Genomic DNA, 18,331 nt, shown 5'->3' on the forward strand with positions numbered 1-18,331 from the left:
CCCGCGGCGAACTCTAGAAACTCCTCTGGAGGCCATCCAGGCGTATGCGATCACCACGTCCAAGCGCACTGGTTAGCCGATTTTGCGTATGCGGCGGGCTAACGGACCCTCGGGCCGACCTGTCAAGAAATTTCGGTAGCAGCTGCGCCGCGCTCCGATTGGGTGGATCTATGCTGTCGCACCGTTCCCGCAACTATCGTCCCAATTAACCAGCTTCCTCGATACAATGCAGCCAAAGAGCGGTTGGCGAGTTCCTTGTTATGCAAAATCACCAACGTCGATTCTACTGCCATGTCGAGGGGAGTGGCACCTGGGCAGTGTGGGATCGTGTCACAGACAGTCCAGCGAGGCTGGGCGGCGGCGATCTACGGGGATGTACACAGCAGAGAGCGGAAACAGCGCAAGCCGTCTTGTCGAGGATTTACAAAGGCGGGTTCGACGCCATCGCTGTTCGCATATTGGGCGCATCCCGTTTCTAGCGATGCGCAAGGTTGAGATGCCCATGGGTGGTTGCGTTAGCGGTCCGCAATGGCCGGCATGCAGCGCCCGACCGAGGGGCTCGTAACTGTTTTAATGGAGCGATTTCGGCGCGCAGGAGTTGAGAGCAATTACAGATAGGTACGGTCTAATGTCGCTACCTATAGGTGTTTTGGTTGTCGAAGACGAGAACTGTTCATCCGCATGGACATCGCGGAATCTCTGCGCAGCGGAGGGTTTGTGGTTTTCGAGGCGGCCAATGCCCACGAAGCCATCGCCATACTTGAGTCCGATGTCATGATTCAAGTGATGTTCACGGATATCGATATGCCAGGCAGTATGGATAGCCTGAAACTTTCGGCCGCCGTTCGCGATCGATGGCCGCCCATCAAGATCGTGGTGACGTCAGGCCCTTGCGGCGTTGCGGTAGCGGACCTGCCGGAAGGCAGCATGTTCTTCGGCAAGCCATATGATTGCAGCGGTGGCAACATGCTTGCGAGACCTCGTGTCGCTCTGATACCGGGTAGCCGAAACCGGCCAGTGCTGATTGAACCCACGCCTTGCCCTATCGAAGGTCACTTGGGCGATTATTGCGCAAGGCGTTCCGGCTGGACCTTCAGGGTGACAACAAGTCCGTCCTTTGCCCAGTCGTAGTCGATCGAACCGCGCAGATGGCCCGTTACATGCGAGGGCCGAGCGGCTGGAAAGCCTTGCGTTTTCCGTTGGAACGCCCGCCACCAGCGACGCGAGCGTGTCGAGAACAGCGCGTTCCGCTTTCGCTTTGACCTCGGCGCTGAGATGTTCCTTGCGGGTCGCCGCAACGAAGGCGGCCAGCCGTTCTATCACAAAAGTCATGGCGGTTTCCCTTGCTGATATACCCGTCAATCATCGACCAACATGGCCGTCTCGCGATCGCCAAATTCCCCAAAGAAATGGACGACTACAGCATCGAGACATGGGAAGAGATCGCGTTGCGCCTGGCGGGCCGAGCCGGCATCATCACGCCGCGGCACGAACTCATCAAAGTCGCCGGCAAGCCGGTGATGCTGTCGACGCGTTTCGATCGCGATGGCGAGACGCGAACCCCATTCCTGTCCGCCATGGCGATGATGGGCGCCAAGAATGGCGAGCGTGGCAGTTATCCCGACATGGTCGATGCGCTCACGCGCCATGGCGCACAGGGAAAAACCGACGCGCATGCCCTCTACCGTCGTGTCGTCTTCCACGTGATGATATCCAATGTCGATGACCATCTACGCAGCCACGGCTTCCTTTGGCTGGGAAGAACAGGATGATCTCTCTCGCCTGCCTACGATCTCAATCCGGTTCCGACTGACCTCAAGCCGCGGGTTCTGACGACAAACATCGATCTCGATGAAGGGACGTGTTCGCTTGATCTGCTGGAGGCGGTCGCAGAATATTTTGCGCTGACACTTGCGCAGGCGCGAACGATCATCAAGGAGGTCGCCGCCGTGACTTCGACCTGGCGCGATGTCGCCAAGGCGGTGGGCGCAAGCCGGCCGAGATCAATCGTATGGCCAGCGCCTTCGAGCACGATGATCTCAACAGGGGCTTGGCGCTCTAGGCTTGGTTCGCGTTGCCGCCGCCATATTCCTGGCGAGGCCGATCAGGCGCAGGACAGCACGTTTTGGATTGGATTCGAGCCACACGCCTTTGATTGAACTGATGCTGTTTTTACCATCAAGCGGCCGCCACAGGGCGGACTCGGTTGCAATTGTCCTGGCATAGCTTTCCCCGGCGAAAGTGACGCCTTGCCCGAGTTGCACCTTGAAGATGACAGTCGCCTGGTTCGCGCGACACGCTTGAACGGCCGGGCCGCCGTCGGCCGCAACCCGTTCCAGCAAGCATAGATCCAACGGCGGCCCTTCCAATCCAACTGGAACAAGCAGGGGCATGCCGGCGAGATCCGACCATGTCAGCACCGACCTGGCGACAAGCGAATGACAAGACGGCAGGAGCACGAAGAGCCGCTCCTGCCAGAACACCTCGCTGCTGCAGGATTTGACAGCGCCGGAATCGTGCGTAAACACAATGTCACAGCGCCTGCGGCGTACGGCCGCCAGGCACTGCCCAGACGACACATTCTCAACGGTCAGGCCAATCTCCGGATATCTCGTGCCGAAACGATCAATGAGCCGCTTGAGGAAGTCTCCTCCTGTCACCCAGCACAGTCCGATCCTAAGCGTCTTGGCATCATCGTTGTCGCGGACGCGGTCAGCAAAAGCATCAAGCAGCCCTTCGTAGTGAGCCCGTACGATTTCGATCCAGGCTCGGCCAGTCGCTGTCAGCCGAACCCCGCGCACGCTGCGCTCGAAGAGTTGCATGTCGAGAAGCTGTTCGAGTTTGACGACGTTGCGGCTGACCGAGGATTCCTGGACCCTGAGCGCTCTTGCCGCCTGATGCAGGCTGCCGTGATCCATGGCCGCAAAGGCGTAGGTCAATAACTGGATGGCGTTCCCGTTCCGCGTCATGTCGCCATGGCTTCGTCAGGCTGGAATTTCCGCCACCGCAGTCGGTGAGGCTGGGGATACGCTATCCTCGTAGACATATTCGTGCGGAATGGCGGCCGCCGGCATCTGCGAAACGTAGAGGCCGAGATTTTCCTTGCTGTTGCTTGCCGCGAGACTGCAGAAGTTGCCGCTGTTCCACGTCATGATGCAATGCTTGAACTGCGCACGCACTGCGCGAGACATCTCCACTAACGTCGCTTCGTTGTTGAACATTGTCCCCAGCACGGCGGTTTTCTTCCGCTCGATTTCGTCCTGCGGAAAATACCGTGCCTTAAAGCCGTAATCCTTCTGGTCCTCGCGGCGCCGGTAGTCGCCTTCATCCGCTGCCCGGAATTTCTCGACGAACACAAAGATGCCGCCTTCCTTGAGGTGCTGGGTCACGAACTCGATCTGTTTGGGTCGGTTTGGTGAGTACATCTGAAAGGTCGTGTCCTCGAGAATGATATCGAAGCCTTGCGTGAATTTCGCGAGCCGCCGGTCAGATCCGAGCACATCCTTGGTCAACCAGTGAAACGGGCCGATGAAGAACTCGGCGTGGGCCGGCTCGCCATACGCCATGAAGGATTTGTAGTTTTCGGGATTCGGGCTGCACGACAGCGAAAGAATCTGCCCGCCGGAGAACTCGGACAGCGTCCTGGCCATCGTGCCTTCCGCTGTTCCAAGGCTGTATAGCGACAGAGGGCCGCCACGGGACCGAGCATATTTCAACACGGCGTAGGCCATCCGGCACTCCTCCTCCAATCTGTAAGGAATGCTGCCATGGTAGTGCTGGTCAAAGAAGCCTTGCCGGGAAGCATGCAGGCTAACGAGATCGTGCAACAACCCATCACCCGGCAGAAGACGGGCATCGGCCTGAGGTCTACGGACCGGCATGCCGCTCTTGCCTGCGGCTGTCGCCGCGAAAAAGCCGGCCAGCTCGTTGATCCGCGGACCATGATCGCACTCGGCCAGAAAGTCGCTAAGACCACGCATCGGAATAATGCCTCCCACACGTTGCTTTGGTGAGCTGCCAAGAGCTCGGCGCGGAAACACCACTAACTTAAGAGTGGCCTAATGTTTCAAGCCGCTTCGAGTCTTCGGCGAGGCACTGGTAGGCTGGCACAATACGAGCGGCTTTCATTCGATTGCCGTTTTTTTACTAAAGTGACATCTTCTACCAATCCTGAGTTATTTGTGAGTTGTCCAGCAACCCGTGGTTCTGCACAACACGGGAGGGGGCTGCTTTTGGTGCGAAGGTTGCTCTCTGCGTGGATACTCTTTGTCTCGACCCCGAAAAGTTACGCCGCTCGCAGCATCTAACGTTCGCGCACCAACATGAGAGTTGGGGAAACGTGCGGGCAGACTTGATCAAGAGGACAGGTCTGGCGCGCCAGGAAACGGGCATCTCCTTTCCGGGCCACATATTCCTGATGAATCTGAAAGGCGCCGCGTGCCGTGGAGAAGACTTCGTTGATGGCCGCCGCATCTCGTTCTCGCCGCGGCGCGCCGGCTCGGTAATCCACATGCCAGCAGGCAGTGACTGGACGGGGTGGGACGAGGGAGAGCCGACGGGCGCCTACCTTCTGGTCTCCATTGAGCAGGCGTTCGCCGACGAGGCGTTCGGGGGAATGGTGCGCCGTCGCTCGGATCGTGTCCCGGGGAGTGGTGTAGCTGACGGCATTGGTCGCCGTGCTCTCCGGCATGGGCCGGGCTGATCAGCGCGCCACGGCTGGCAAGCTGATCAGGGGATCATCGCTCATCTGGCTGATCGTTTCCAGAGTCATATATCTGGCCCGCTGCACTGCCCATTCATCGTTCTGTTCGAGCAGGATTGCGCCGACCAGACGCACGATCGCATCGTCGTTCGGGAAGATTCCGACGACCTCGGTGCGCCGCTTGATCTCGCCGTTGAGACGCTCGATCGGATTGGTCGAGTGCAGCTTGGCGCGGTGTTCTTTCGGGAAGGTCATGTAGGCCAGCACGTCGGGCTCGGCGTCGTCCATGATTGTCGCCAACTTCGGCACCTTCGGCCGGATCTGGTCGGCGACGGCGCGCCATTGCACGCTTGCGGCCTCGGGCGTTTCCTGGGCGAAGGCGGTGGCGATGAAAGCGGAGACGACCCTGCGGCCGCTCTTGCCGGCATGGGCCAGCACGTTCCTCATGAAGTGGACGCGGCAGCGCTGCCATGTCGCGCACAGCACCTTGGTGACGGCCGCCTTGATGCCTTCATGGGCATCGGAGACGACGAGCTTGACGCCGCGCAGGCCGCGGCGGGTCAGCTTGCGCAGGAACTCCGTCCAGATCGGCTCGGCCTCCGAGGTGCCAATCTCCATGCCCAGCACCTCGCGCCGGCCGTCCGCGTTGACGCCGACGGCAATGATGACGGCGACCGAGACGATGCGGCCGCCGCGGCGCACCTTCAGGTAGGTGGCGTCGATCCACAGATAGGGCCAGTCGCCCTCGATGGGTCTTTCAAGGAACGCTTTGACCTTGCCGTCGATCTCCTCGCACAGCCGCGAGACCTGGCTCTTCGAAATGCCGCTCATCCCCATGGCCTTGACCAGGTCGTCAACCGAGCGGGTCGAGATACCCTGGACGTAGGCCTCCTGGATGACGGCGGTCAGCGCCTTCTCGGCCATGCGGCGCGGTTCGAGGAAACCGGGGAAATAGCTGCCCTTCCTGAGCTTCGGGATGCGCAGCTCGACGGTGCCGGCGCGCGTCTCCCAGTCGCGCTCGCGATAGCCGTTGCGCTGGGCCGTGCGCAACGGGTTCTTCTCGCCATAGGCGGCGCCGGTGGCGGCCCCAACCTCCATTTCCATCAGCCGCTCGGCGGCAAAGCCGATCATCTCGCGCAGGAGATCGGCATCCGGGGTCTTCTCCACGAGCGTGCGCAGGTTCATCATGTCGTCGGTCATCGGTGGTCCTTCCGAATTGGGTTGGCGTCAACAACCAAACCCTACCGGAAAGCGCCGATGACCACCGCAAGCCGCTCGCTCGCTACAGCGCGACTAACGGCGCACTCGCGAGCGGCTTCACTACCGCCGAGCTACACCACCTGTGGGGACACGACCGTCGCTCGGGCGACCTGCCCGCTTCGATCGGATTTCGCGACGCCACGGTCGAGATGGCCTTGCAGCGCGTCGTCAACGAGCTCATGCAGCCCGACCCGATCAGCGTGACAATGGTCGAGAGCCAGGCCATGCAACTGCTTGTTCAAATGGTCAGGTTGAACGGCAGCCTCCATGAGCCGGCGAAGGGAGGTTTATCCTCTTTCGATCTCAAACGTGCGGTCGCGATGATCGAGGCGTCACCGGACGAAATGCCGACTCTGGCCGATCTGGCAAAAGAGGTCGGCGTGAGCCGTTTCCATTTCAGCAGGGCCTTCAAGCAGTCGACCGGCATGACGCCGCATGCGTTCATGGCGCAGCGTCGTCTGGAACGGTCGGCCGATATGCTGCGATCGACCAGCAGCTCGGCAACGGAGATCGCGCTGGAATGCGGCTTCGGCAGTTCGAGCCACTTCTCGATCGCTTTCAAGCGGGCGTTCGGAGTCAATCCGACAGAGTTTCGCCGCCGGTGCAAAATTTGAACCGATGCCTTTGCCTATTCCAGCAACTATCTGAAAAACTAGGCAGGAATGTTAAGCAGGATTCGGCAAATCGGATACGAAGAGCGGCGATTGGATGTGCCGCCCGTGTCAAACGCAATCCGCATTTGTTGTGACAGGAGACCGGGCGCTCGACCAGGCATTCACCGTTGGTTTCTGGCCACCACCTTTGCGGCGGCTGTCGGACGAAATGGCTATTACATCGCCTGTTCCTGGGCGCTTGTCGAAGCGGGCTACGGAAGCGCCGGCGTCGCAACCGTGCTTGCCATCGTCAGTGTCGTCGAATTGATCGCGAGCCCTCCGGCTGGCGTACTGGCGGATCGGTTTGATCGCCGACGCCTGGGCATCGCGGCGGACGTCGGTCGCTTTGCCGTTATGCTGACGACGGCGTTCTCGCTCCTCCATCTCGAGGTATTGCCAACGCTGTGCCTATCAGCGGTTCTGTTCTCGCTTTGCGATCGTGTCGCGCTGACCGCCGCGCAAGCAATGATCCCGCTCGCGGCGCGCGGCGGCGATCTCGCGAAGGCGAATTCGAGCATCTTCTTCGTCATGCAGTTGGGCAGTCTCGGCGCAGCATTGCTGGCCGGATCTTTGTTGAATGGCGGCTCCCCTGCCCCCGCATTCGCGGCCATTGCCCTGTTCTTTCTGATGTCCGCTGGCTCGCTTTCCTGGATGCGGCTGGACCCGATCCTGCCAGGCGGCAACAGGCCAAATACCTCCGCGCCTACCATCGATCGGCGCCTGCTTCGTCTCTTTGCCGCATATGCGCTTCTCTATGGAGGCGCAGTGCTGGTCACGGTGATGGGATCAAGCTTCATCTTCGAAAAACAGGAAGGCACGGCCGCGGATTTTGCCCACCTTGAGGCCGCTTGGTCGGCGGGTTCGCTGGTCGGAGCGGGATTTTTCGTCAGGCTGACACGAGCGGTAAGTGCTCCTATACTTCATCTCATGCTGCTGGGCTCAACTGCGCTCGCGCTGATGTCGTTGATCACTTTGCGCGCGCCTTGGACACTAATTGTTTTTGCCACGCTCGGATGTCTCTACAATCTGGGCCGGGTGAGCATCGAGGTCACACTGCAGTCGCGTGTCGGCGATAATGTGTTGGGCAGGGCCAAGGGTGTCATGCACAGTCTCGCGGTCGCGCTCGGATTGCTCATTTTCGGCACCGCAACCGTCCTGGGCGACAGTGTATTTCCCTCGACGGTCTTCTTCGGCTTCGGCGTGATGCTCCTGATCAGCATCCCTTCATTGAGCCTCGGGGCCGGACATCGAAAGGGTGAATCGTGAGGTGGACGAGCTAACAGCAGATGCAGACGCGAAACAGATCATCCTCGGGTCGCTGGCGACGCTATACCCCTGGATGCGGCCCTGTTATGCACGGCCCGTCCGCGACTACGCCTCCCGCCTTTTCGAGGCACCGCGGCAGACAGCCGAGCCTGCAATTCGACGTCGCGCCTTCTCGAAGTTGCTTGATACGATCAGCAACGCGGGAAAGCGAAGTGGATTACCCGCCAGCGCCGTTTCACGAATCTGCTCGGAATTCGCGGAACGCCGCGTGTTGCAGACCGGCCCGCACCTTTTTCTCCTGTTGGAGCCCGAGGCGTACTACACGCATATACTGAGCCTGCTTGGCCTGTCGGCGCATGGCTGCTCGTCCTACGTCTCCTACGCCGTTTCGACGGTGAGCCTTGTTGAAAAGCCGCGCAAGGGGCCCGGCTGGTTCGCGGTAGACGGGAAGCCGATCAACGTCTTTGGCCTCAGCCGAAGCAGGATGATCGGATACAACCTTCTTACAGGGCCGGCATCCTATCGGTTTGAGCTGGTGCCGACGGAACCAAACAAAGAGGGAGGCGCCCTCGCTCAGCTTCGCAGCCTTCTACCGCAGACGCCGTTCGACCGGCCGTCGCATGCCATCAAGGCCGCCAACCTCATGCTTTGGCCAAAACTGTTCGGGGACACCTTCGCCTTCCTGCAGATTGACGACGAGGATATCGCCGACCTGGTGGCGGACCATTTGTCCGACGACGACTCCTGGCTACGGACGCGACTGCTCGAGCACCCGACGGTCGCGTCCAATATCGTTGCCGGGCTCGACAGGCTAGGTGCCGGCCCGTGGAGTGGCTGGCTCGCGCGCGGCACCGATTTCTTCTGGTTCTATGAAAATGGCAAACGCCTGCCGCTGCGGTTGACCGCCGGAGACCTCATCCATCCGGCGACCGGCACAAAGGTAGCCCGCTTCACGGCGAGCGACATAATCGAGCGCCTGGCGAACCGCAGCCTGATCCCCAATCTGCTGCTGATGTTTCTGGTGCTGTCGATCCTGCCTCGCGTGCGCGCGCTGGGAGGCAGTTATCAGCCGCTCTACTATCCCCTGATGCGCTATGTCGTCTGCCAGGCTCTGGAGATAGCGGGCATCGACGGAGATCTTCGTCGAGCTCTTGCAACGGACGACATGCCCGGAGCGTGGGGGCATCGGGTCATTGAGTGTGATGATGATCCCTTCGAACAATTCCTGGAGTGCAGGACCGGTGCGGTAAGCGGCCTCGTCAACCGCGTCGGCGATATTCCTTTCGCCAAGGCATGTGGAAGCATGAGCAGCTTCGTGACGGACCCTTCGTGGCAGCAACTCCACAACCGGCTGCGGCAAAGGATGATCGCGCCGACCGATGCGGAATGGGCTTATGCGTGATTTGACTCGTGCTCGTCATTCACGCGCAAGCGAAGGCGGAGCGACAGTGAGCGGTGGGTTTTAACACGACGGGCAAGCCCTACCGGCGTCTACGCCGTTCATCGTTAGGTGGCCGAGCGTTGAACGGCAGCTATGCGCCCAATGCACGAACCCGCTTCGCGGGAAGGCGCGGTTGGCAATGCGGTATGGTAATCTTCGGCTTTGAGTGCCTAACGGCCCGACCAGACCATGGAGTTCCCTTCAACGAGAGGAACTCGCCATGGCTACCCTGCCGACCAATGCACCGATATCACCGCTTCGTCAGCGCATGCAGCAAGACATGCTGATGCGAGGTCTGGGACCGCATACACAGCAGGATTACGTGCGTCACGTCCGGCGCTTTACCGCATTCCTTGGGCGCGCTCCCGATACTGCGACGCCCGAGGACATCCGTCGCTTCCAGCTGTATCAGCATGAGAACGGCGTCGGGCCTGCGACCATCAACGGCGCGGTCTCAGCGTTGCGGTTCCTGTTCCTGATGACGCTGAAGCGGCGGGATCTGGCCCGTGTGCTGGTGATCATGCGCTATCCACGCAAGCTGCCAGACGTGCTGAGCGTGGAGGAAGCGGCGCGGCTGCTCGAAGCAGCACCTGGTATCAAGTACAAGGCCGCGCTCGGTGTTGCCTATGGCGCGGGCCTGCGCGTATCGGAGGTCGCGCACCTGAAGGTCGATGATATCGACTCCACACGCATGCTGATCCGCGTCGAACAGGGCAAGGGACGCAAGGACCGCAACGCCATGCTCTCGCCGCAACTTCTGGAACTGCTGCGGCTGTGGTGGCGCGAAGGCAAGCGGCGCGGGGTGATGCTTCCGCATGGCTGGCTGTTCCCGGGGCGCAGTTGCACCGATCCGATCTCGTCGCGGCAACTGCACCGCGCCGTCCAGGAGGCTGCTGAAGTCGCAGGCATCCGCAAGCGCATCAGCCCGCATACGCTGCGGCACAGCTTTGCCACCCATCTGCTCGAGCAGGATGTCGACATCCGCGTCATCCAAGTGCTGCTAGGCCACAGCAAGCTCGATACGACCGCGCTTTACACCAAGGTCTCGACCCGGACGATCCACGCGGTCGCCGGGCCGCTCGACCGGCTGATGGCGCTGATGGAAGGCAAGTCGCCGCCCGGCTGATCCGTGCGCGCCTCGATCGAGGTCGCCGACATCTTCCGTGCCGCCGGGCCCGCCTATCGGCCGCCTATGCAGGTCATCTGAGTCTGCAGCAACTCAAGGTCATGTCGGCGATCGAGCAATGTCGTACCGCGGCCCTCGGCGGGCATGTCGAAGCCTGCGAGGACTGCGGCGAGTGGCGCATCGCCTACAATTCCTGCCGCAACCGGCATTGTCCCAGGTGCCAGGGCGCGGCCGCGCGTACATGGCTCGCCGAGCGCGAAGCCGACCTGCTGCCGGTGGGATACTTCCACGTCGTGTTCACGCTGCCGGCCGAGGTCGCCGACATCGCGTTCCACAACAAGGCGCAGGTGTACGATCTGTTGTTCAAGGCGGCATCGGAGACGATGCTGACGATCGCGGCGGATCCCAAGCACCTCGGCGCGCGCATCGGCATCACCGCCGTCCTCCACACCTGGGGCTCGGCAATGACGCAGCATCCGCATGTCCACATGATCGTACCAGGCGGCGGCATCGCGCCGGACGGAAGCCGGTGGATATCGTCGCGTCCGGCTTTTCTCCTTCCAGTGCGCGTGCTCGGCAAACTGTTCCGCCGGCTCTTCCTCACCCGGCTGGTTACGCTGCACGAGGCCGGACGGCTCAGCTTCTTCGGATCGATGGCGCACCTGGGCGACCGCCAGGCATTCCTGCGGCACCTGTCGCCGGTCCGGAAGAAGCGCTGGGTGGTCTATGCCAAGGCGCCGTTCGCGGGACCGGAGGCGGTGCTCGCCTACCTGTCGCGCTACACCCACCGGGTCGCGATCTCGAACAGCCGGCTGATCGCCTTCGACAAGAGCGGCGTCACCTTCCGCTACAAGGATTACCGCCGTGACGGCGCCAACCGCCAGCAGGTCATGGTGCTCGCGATTGATGAGTTCGTCCGCCGCTTCCTGTTCCATGTCCTCCCGCACGGCTTCCATCGCATCCGGCATTACGGCCTGCTTGCCGGCGGCTCCCGCAAGGCCAGCCTCGCGCTCGCCCGCGAACTGCTGAGCGTTGCCACACCTCCCGATGACGACACCCCGCACGCGCCGGAAGACTTCCGCCCGTCATGCCCGTGCTGCGGCGGACGCATGGTCGTCATCGAGGTGTTCGAACGGTGGAGGCAGCCGCGCGGACCGCCCAACGCGACCGCAGCGAGCCGGGAGAACTCTCCATGACCCGGCATGGCCCGCTTGCCCCCACGACCGCGCTACGCCGGCGCAGGTCAACGGAAACGCATGTGCGCTTTGCTGTTGCGCCGGTCATCAGGCACGCGAACCCAGTCAGAATCACCGTAACAAGCTCCCCGACCAAGCCGGACGTTACTTCCTCGACACGCTCGCAGCACGAAATGTGAGCGTTCGCGACAGACGCTGGCACACCCGCCACACAAATCCCCATAGCGCACAGCATGCGGCCCGCGGGTTCCTGCATGGGAGGCTTTCGTACGCCTGACGGCACCCGAAACCCTTCACAATTTCGGTCATTGCGCTGACCCCATCGTCCTCCAGAAGCGGACATCGCCGGTGTAAACATATGGAAGCCGGTGTGCGGTGGCCATCCAGCGCCGGAACTAAGCTGGGCAGTCTCGCAGCGACCCTATACAAGGTTAGCGGTTGCAATTGCGCTTGCTAGTTCTTCTTCCGTGAACGGCTTGCTGAGAAGGTTTATCTCACTGGTGCCCGGGAGTTCGGCGTAGCCCGTTGCTATAATGACGGGGATGTTCGGCCACTTGTCTTTGATAGTGTTCGACAGCTGTAGGCCAGTCATCTTCGGCATCGCGTGATCCGTTATGACCAGGTCGAACCGCTGCTCCTCCAACACGCTTAGGGCTGCTGCCGCAGAATGCGCCTCCGCAACTGTATGGCCGAGATCCTCGAGCATCGCAGCGGTATTCAACAGGACCAGGGCGTCGTCATCCACTGCCAGGATCCGCAGAGAGACCGCCTCAATGGGCTCCTGGGCGAGTACATCCGGCCCGCGTGTGACTTCTGAGTTCGCGGTTGCGACCGGCAGCCACAGCTCTGCCGTCGTACCAACCCCCTTCCGGCTCCTAAGCGCCAGGCGCCCGCCCATTTGTTCTGTCATTCCATGCACCATAGACAGACCGAGACCCGTGCCTTTGCCGACACCCTTTGTGGTGAAGAATGGTTCCGTTGCCCGCGCCAGCGTTTCCTCGTCCATTCCTTCGCCACTGTCTGTTACCGAGAGGCAAACATATTGACCCGGAGCCAAGCCAGCATCATTGCTTTCGCCGACCTGTTCCATCCGGGCGGAAATGACGATGGTCCCACCGTCAGGCATTGCGTCCCTGGCGTTGACACACAGGTTGAGCAAGGCAAGTTCGATCTGACTTTCATCGATCATCACATGATCGAGCGAGAGCGGAAATTTCGTCTCTATGATCGCCCTTGAGCCGAGCGACCGCTCCAGCAACTCTCTCATTCCCTGGATAAGCCCAATTAGGTCCACAGGTTTTGGATCGAGTTGCTGCCGCCGGGCAAAGGCCAGCATGCGCTGCGTCAAGGACGCCCCCCGTCGCGCCCCGAGCACCGCGTTGTCCAGAAGACGCAGCAACTGTGGATCGTCGGGAAGCCGTTTGCGGAGCAACCCAAGACTGCCCAGAACCGCCATCAGCAAATTGTTGAAATCGTGGGCAACGCCGCCCGTCAGCTTGCCGATCGCATCCATTTTTTGTGAATGGAAAAGGGCCTCGCGGGCCTGGTCTAATGACTCCTGCGCCTTCTTTCGCTCGGTAATGTCGCGCGTGATCTTGGCGAACCCCAGGAGCTCGCCGTCCTCGTGCCGAATGGCGTCGATGACCACGTGGGACCAGAAAGCGGTCCCATCTTTTCGTATTCGCCAGCCTTCGCGCTCAACTCGCCCTTCACGGGCGGCGATATCGAGGGCGCTTTGCGGGCTGCCTCGCTCACGGTCCTCGGGCGTATAGAATTGCGAAAAGTGCCTGCCGATTATTTCATCTGCCGAATAACCCTTGATACGTTCCGCACCCGCGTTCCAACTCGTGATTACTCCTTCTGGGTCCAGCATATAGATCGCGTAATCCGTCACTCCCTGGACCAGGCGTTGAAACTGCTCCTGGCTTTGGCGAAGTTCTTCCTCGGCTTTCTTGCGCTCTGTAAGATCACGGGTGACTTTGGCGAAGCCGGTCAGTTTGCCGCTTGGGTCCCGGATTGGGTCAATGAGCACGTGAGCCCAGAAACGCGTCCCATCGCGACGGAGCCGCCAGCCTTCGCTCTCAAACTTGCCTTCTTGGGCAACTGTCTCCAGAGCCCGCGAGGGAAGCCCGGTTTCCCGATCCTCTTCAGTGTAGAAACAAGAGAAATGCTGACCGATGATCTCGCTCGCGGAATAGCCTTTGAACCGCTCGGCTCCCGTGTTCCAGCTCGTCACGGTACCCGAACGGTCCAACATATAGATCGCATAGTCGGTAACGGCCTCGACGAGTACGCGGTAGCGATCCTCATCGGCTTGATTGACGGTCCCTTGAATCATCACCCCATCCACTATTGCTGACTCTATGAAACTGCCGCCGTCTTGGATGGTTCCACCGATGGACGGATAGCGAAGCATGCGGGCTTGGACAGCACTGGCTGACAGTGCCGTGGCTTACAACGAGCTACTTGCCTGACGGGGGTGGGGCCAGTAGACAAAGTAGAATTTCAGATAGCTGGGGTGGGGCCGCCGCTAGGTCTGTCTCCGGTTCTGCTTCGAACCTATGTACCCAACCGGCGGGCTTATGATCCTGATTGGAGAGAAGAACGGAATGGCCGAGCGAAAAATGCAGCCCGTTGTAAGTTCCGGTATTTCTGGCTTGGACGAAATCCTTCGCGGTGGACTGCCCGCTTCCAACTTCTACATCGTGCAAGGTGACCCGGGGGCAGGCAAGACAACCGCGGCGTTGCAATTTCTGCGCGCCGGGGTGGCGGCCGGTGAACGCTGCATCTATGTCAGCCTTTCCCAAACCGCCGCCGAACTACAAGCGATTGCGTCTTCACATGGCTGGACGCTGGATGGAATCCGTGTTGAGGAGCTGTCAGCTTCGGACACCGTGAGTGGCGCGGCCGATCAGACGATTTTCCAGACTGCCGACCTTCGTTTGGATGAGACCCGCAAGGCGATCGAACGTGCGATCGAAGAATATCAACCGCACAGGCTGGTCTATGACTCGCTTCTAGAAATCCGGCTGATTACCGGCGACACGCCAAGGTTCCGGCGCGAACTGATCGGCTTCAAGGCTTTCCTGGCCAAGCGGGGCATTGTGGCGGTTTTGCTCGACACCCAAACAAGCGGCGGCGATCACAACGGCGAGGAGATCGAAGGCATCGCCCACGGAGTCATCCGGCTTGATAAATCTCTCGAGGATTACGGTGCGGTGCGCCGGCGTATCGAAGTGAGCAAAATGCGGGGCGTGCCGTTTGCTGATGGTTATCACGACATGGCCATTCGCGAGGGCGAAGGTGTTGTGGTGTTTCCGAGGCTTGTTCCCGGATCGCCTCCCGAAGTGAGCAAACCGCAACTGATCAAATCTGGGGTCGACGCGCTCGACGAGATGTTCGGCGGCGGCCAGGAATCGGGAACTATAACGCTCGTGATTGGCCAGTCGGGGACAGGCAAGTCGACGATGTCGTCACTTTACGCCACTGCCGCGCTTCAGCGGGGCGAAAGCGTCGCACTGTTCCTTTTTGAGGAGCGACTGGAGACTTTCTTTCGCCGCTCGGAGGGGCTTGGGATGGACCTTCGGCAGTTCTACAAGGATGGCCAACTCGTCATCTACGATTTTAGTCCGAACGAAATCTCGCCGGGCGAGTTCGGCCAAATCGTGCAGCAGGTCGTCAGCCGCAATAACACTCGTGTCGTGGTGATCGACAGCTTTACCGGGTATCTGAATTCACTTCCTCATCGCGAAAAGGCGGTGCTGGATATCCAGTCTCTCCTGAAACATCTCGCGCGCGCTGACGTGCTGACCATGCTCATTGTCGCTCAGCATGGATTGCTCGGACAGAATGTCGGGATAGACGTGGACGTGAGTTTTCTCGGTGACACGGTGCTTCTTCTTCGGATGGCCGAGCACGAGGGCCGCCTGAGGCGCAACATCACCGTCGTCAAGAAGCGCCACGGCCCGCACGACCTTGATGTTCGGGAACTTTTCATCGCGAGTTCCGGGGTTTCGGTCGTTGCATACAATCCTCTGCCCGAGACGTGAGCGACACCGAGCGCAATAGTCTGGGAACACTGGATTGGGTGCTGATTTTGGCGCCCTACCGCAAGGATGCTGCTTACACGGCCTCCCTGCTGCAAGAACGAGGTCTACGAGCTCAAGCCGCGAGCCCCGAGGATTTGAAGGATTTGCTCGCACTGTCCCCTGGAGTGCTGGTTGTTACCCACGAAGCTTTAGATTCCAAGGCTATCGCAACAGTTGGCGGCTTCCTTCACGCCCAGCCGAATTGGTCGGAAATCCCAATTGTTGTTCTGCTGGACCGCGCGGCACAGCAGTCGCGCATCCAAGCGGCCTTGAGTGCTGCTTGGCCACGTTCGCGGCAGATATTCTATCAGCGTCCCGTGGCCGCGCTTGAGCTGATAAGCGGAATCCAGTCGGCACTCCTCACCAGGGCACGACAGCGCGACGTGCGCGACTATCTTGAGCGGGAGACGGAGCTGCGCCACGAACTCAATCATCGTGTGAAAAACATTCTGGCAACCGTGGTATCCATTTTTGACATGACACGGCGCGGGGCGACTTCGACAGATGGCCTCGTCCAAGATTTCAAGGGGCGATTGCGGGCGCTGTCGAACGTGCATTCCGCAGTCTTTGACGCCGGTGGCGAGACCGTGACCTTAACGGATGTCTCAAAATCGGTCCTCGCGCCGTACATCTCCGAAGGACAAAGTGGCATCACGATTGAAGGACCTGAGGTGCTGCTTTCGCGCGATGCCGGCACAACCCTCGCACTTTCCCTTCATGAACTCGCGACAAACGCCATCAAATATGGCGGCTTGTCTCAACCCGAAGGCCGGATACGCCTGGAGTGGAATATAGTGTCGAGTTCGGAACCAATGCTGACGTTGAGATGGACCGAGACAGGCGGACCGACGGTAGTCGTACCCTCGCGAGTAGGATATGGAACGCGCTATATGCGCGCCGCATTGACCAGTCTGTTCGGGGAGGCTCCCGATCTCGTCTTCGCGACGGATGGGCTGCGTTTCTCGATTAGCGGTCCACTCTCCCGCCTTACAGCGGAGGTGCTGAGCTGATTGCGGCTGTCCTCTTCAAGATCTTCGACGCTTGTTCGAATGCCGGCTCTCTGACTTGGCTATCCCCACCCATCAAAGTAAGTAGATCATTCTGCGGACTTCGGTGCGCCACATGCCCCTGGCTCCTCCGGTAGGCCAGCCGTTTTGTTGGCGTCGAGATCGGCATCCGACTTTGCCCTGGGGAACAGTTCGGTGGCGATGGGTTTCGTGGAACTACGGCGTTGACTGCTATGCCACGTGATCCAAGTTCCTTGGCAGCGATCCGAATCCTGCCGTCCACCAGAGCCTTCGCGGCGTTGTAGATGCTGTATCCAAGGCGTTGAGCGCCGGCAGCGGCGCGGGCTTCTAGACGGTTCGCGTCAGCCTATCGCGCACTGAGTTGAAGAGCTGAAAGGCCTGACCCTAGCGCCGGGCGTGCCTGTCGAGGCGTTCTTCTCGACCAGTAGCCGCACCATGCGGTCCTATTTGGTGAAACCGCTCGCAGATCAATAGCGCGTGCGTTCCGGAAAGTGACGACTCCGGGCTTCTGCTTGGCCATTAAAGCGACCACAGCTTTTCGACAGCATAATCCCGCAAGCTGACCGTCTCCTTGCGGCCCCAAATCAGCCATAAGTCGGTTACCGAGATAGCTCGCTCAATGCGTTTGTGAAGAGCACGCCAACTGGACATTCAAGCTTGAGGATCTAACAGCCGCACACCCTCACCCCTTTGACCGGCGGACAAGAATTCGACCCCCGCTTTTGCCAAAGCAGCCTCAATGGCCTGCAAAGTACTGATCCGGGAATCGACCTTGCCGTTTTCCAATCGGGCGAGTGCATTCAGCGACACAATTGCCTTGTCAGCAAGCTCCTGCTGCGACCAACCAAGCAAAGCTCGTGCGGCTCGAATCTGTCGTGGACTCACCATGAGGCCACAATCGGCAGGCCGATTTTGTTTGCCACATATAGGGTTATTTTGCGCCCTATAATGTGTATTATATAGCGACTTGGCGCTCAGGTGGCATCGGCACCGGTTCCAGGCACGGGAGGCACATCCCTATCCGGTTAAGAGAGGAGCATGGGGAGGCATGTTGAAACTGCAACGCTCCGTCCTCGTTCAGAGTGGATCGGAGCCAACGAACGAGTGGGCCCCTCACCCCGCCGATCAACATGTTGGCAAACAGATCGCAATGGTTCGCGTCCAGTCGGACGTTTCGCAGGGCCAACTCGCCCGGTCCATAGGCATTAGCTTCCAGCAGGTTCAGAAATATGAGAACGCTAGGAACCGCGTCAGCGCATCAATGCTCTACGAGATCGCCAAGTCGTTGGACGTCCCAGTGAGCCGCTTCTTTGAGGGCCTGCCGGGTAATGATCAGAAAAGTGTGGAAGCGAAACCCCTGCCCGTGGATGAAAGGCTCGACTTCATCGCCAGCGCGGAAGGCCGACGCCTGATCGAAGGGCTGATGAACCTTCCCCCTAGCGTGCGTGGCCGCATCTCAGCCCTGATCGCGGCACTAGGGGACGAGTTGACATTGGCCAACGCTAACAGCAAAGCGGCCGACGAGTACTCGCCGGCTGAGCGCAAGACGGCCTGACTGTCAGTAGGACTTG

15 protein-coding genes and 2 pseudogenes are annotated in these 18,331 nt (G+C 60.2%); 11 read left to right on the forward strand and 6 right to left on the reverse strand.

Annotation, left to right across the window (positions count from 1 at the left end; translation table 11 throughout):
* The first annotated feature begins 681 nt into the window (after positions 1–681).
* Both ACVDG8_RS08465 and ACVDG8_RS08470 read left to right on the forward strand, forming a co-directional pair.
* Complete coding sequence (locus ACVDG8_RS08465) at positions 682–1,131, forward strand: response regulator (protein WP_447254300.1); 450 nt, start codon at positions 682–684, stop codon at positions 1,129–1,131.
* Between the two features lie 227 nt (positions 1,132–1,358).
* Positions 1,359–2,062, forward strand: a pseudogene (locus ACVDG8_RS08470) (type II toxin-antitoxin system HipA family toxin); the annotation flags it as partial.
* Here ACVDG8_RS08470 and ACVDG8_RS08475 read toward each other — a convergent pair.
* A complete protein-coding gene (locus ACVDG8_RS08475) occupies positions 2,040–2,969 on the reverse strand; it encodes a LysR family transcriptional regulator (RefSeq protein WP_447254301.1) in 930 nt (309 codons plus the stop codon). The pseudogene ACVDG8_RS08470 and the gene ACVDG8_RS08475 sit on opposite strands and share 23 nt — an antisense overlap.
* Before the next feature lie 15 nt (positions 2,970–2,984).
* Complete coding sequence (locus tag ACVDG8_RS08480; protein WP_447254302.1) at positions 2,985–3,980, reverse strand: class I SAM-dependent methyltransferase; 996 nt, start codon at positions 3,978–3,980, stop codon at positions 2,985–2,987.
* A gap of 371 nt (positions 3,981–4,351) precedes the next feature.
* On the opposite strand from ACVDG8_RS08480, the gene ACVDG8_RS08485 reads away from it, so the two are divergent.
* Complete coding sequence (locus ACVDG8_RS08485) at positions 4,352–4,702, forward strand: hypothetical protein (RefSeq protein ID WP_447254303.1); 351 nt, start codon at positions 4,352–4,354, stop codon at positions 4,700–4,702.
* Here ACVDG8_RS08485 and ACVDG8_RS08490 read toward each other — a convergent pair whose 3' ends face one another.
* Positions 4,703–5,902: an IS256 family transposase gene (locus tag ACVDG8_RS08490; protein WP_023780675.1), complete on the reverse strand. Its 1,200-nt coding sequence runs from the start codon at positions 5,900–5,902 to the stop codon at positions 4,703–4,705.
* Positions 5,903–5,904: 2 nt separating this feature from the next.
* On the opposite strand from ACVDG8_RS08490, the gene ACVDG8_RS08495 reads away from it, so the two are divergent.
* From ACVDG8_RS08495 to ACVDG8_RS08515, 5 genes and pseudogenes are all read left to right on the forward strand, one after another.
* Positions 5,905–6,576 (forward strand): helix-turn-helix domain-containing protein, encoded by a 672-nt coding sequence (locus ACVDG8_RS08495; protein WP_455707635.1) that lies wholly within the window; start codon positions 5,905–5,907, stop codon positions 6,574–6,576.
* 96 nt (positions 6,577–6,672) lie between these two features.
* Positions 6,673–7,881: an MFS transporter gene (locus ACVDG8_RS08500; RefSeq protein ID WP_447257272.1), complete on the forward strand. Its 1,209-nt coding sequence runs from the start codon at positions 6,673–6,675 to the stop codon at positions 7,879–7,881.
* Positions 7,871–9,283: a hypothetical protein gene (locus tag ACVDG8_RS08505; protein ID WP_455707636.1), complete on the forward strand. Its 1,413-nt coding sequence runs from the start codon at positions 7,871–7,873 to the stop codon at positions 9,281–9,283. The genes ACVDG8_RS08500 and ACVDG8_RS08505 overlap by 11 nt, the downstream gene beginning before the upstream one ends.
* A gap of 259 nt (positions 9,284–9,542) precedes the next feature.
* Positions 9,543–10,448 carry a tyrosine-type recombinase/integrase gene (locus ACVDG8_RS08510; protein ID WP_447254306.1) on the forward strand — a complete coding sequence of 302 codons (906 nt, stop codon included), beginning with the start codon at positions 9,543–9,545 and terminating at the stop codon, positions 10,446–10,448.
* Positions 10,449–10,451: 3 nt separating this feature from the next.
* Positions 10,452–11,644 (forward strand): annotated as a pseudogene (locus ACVDG8_RS08515) (IS91 family transposase).
* A 421-nt stretch (positions 11,645–12,065) separates the two neighbouring features.
* Here the strand turns inward: ACVDG8_RS08515 and ACVDG8_RS08520 are convergent.
* Positions 12,066–13,982, reverse strand: coding sequence for a PAS domain S-box protein (locus tag ACVDG8_RS08520; RefSeq protein WP_447254308.1), 1,917 nt, complete (start codon positions 13,980–13,982; stop codon positions 12,066–12,068).
* 271 nt (positions 13,983–14,253) lie between these two features.
* Between ACVDG8_RS08520 and ACVDG8_RS08525 the strand changes: the two genes are divergently transcribed.
* Together ACVDG8_RS08525 and ACVDG8_RS08530 are read left to right on the forward strand one after the other, a co-directional pair.
* Positions 14,254–15,693 (forward strand): ATPase domain-containing protein, encoded by a 1,440-nt coding sequence (locus tag ACVDG8_RS08525; RefSeq protein ID WP_447257273.1) that lies wholly within the window; start codon positions 14,254–14,256, stop codon positions 15,691–15,693.
* Positions 15,690–16,742, forward strand: coding sequence for a sensor histidine kinase (locus tag ACVDG8_RS08530; protein WP_447254309.1), 1,053 nt, complete (start codon positions 15,690–15,692; stop codon positions 16,740–16,742). Before ACVDG8_RS08525 ends, ACVDG8_RS08530 begins: the two co-directional genes overlap by 4 nt.
* On the opposite strand, the gene ACVDG8_RS08535 is transcribed toward ACVDG8_RS08530, so the two are convergent.
* The gene (locus ACVDG8_RS08535) at positions 16,720–17,022 is read right to left on the reverse strand and encodes a hypothetical protein (protein ID WP_455707637.1); all 303 of its coding nucleotides are present in this window, start codon (positions 17,020–17,022) and stop codon (positions 16,720–16,722) included. The two genes, ACVDG8_RS08530 and ACVDG8_RS08535, sit on opposite strands and share 23 nt — an antisense overlap.
* A gap of 389 nt (positions 17,023–17,411) precedes the next feature.
* Complete coding sequence (locus ACVDG8_RS08540; RefSeq protein WP_455707638.1) at positions 17,412–17,612, reverse strand: helix-turn-helix domain-containing protein; 201 nt, start codon at positions 17,610–17,612, stop codon at positions 17,412–17,414.
* A 196-nt stretch (positions 17,613–17,808) separates the two neighbouring features.
* Between ACVDG8_RS08540 and ACVDG8_RS08545 the strand changes: the two genes are divergently transcribed.
* Positions 17,809–18,315 (forward strand): helix-turn-helix domain-containing protein, encoded by a 507-nt coding sequence (locus ACVDG8_RS08545; RefSeq protein WP_447254312.1) that lies wholly within the window; start codon positions 17,809–17,811, stop codon positions 18,313–18,315.
* Positions 18,316–18,331 lie beyond the last annotated feature (16 nt).

The sequence above is a fragment of the Mesorhizobium sp. ORM8.1 genome (genome assembly GCF_053005525.2).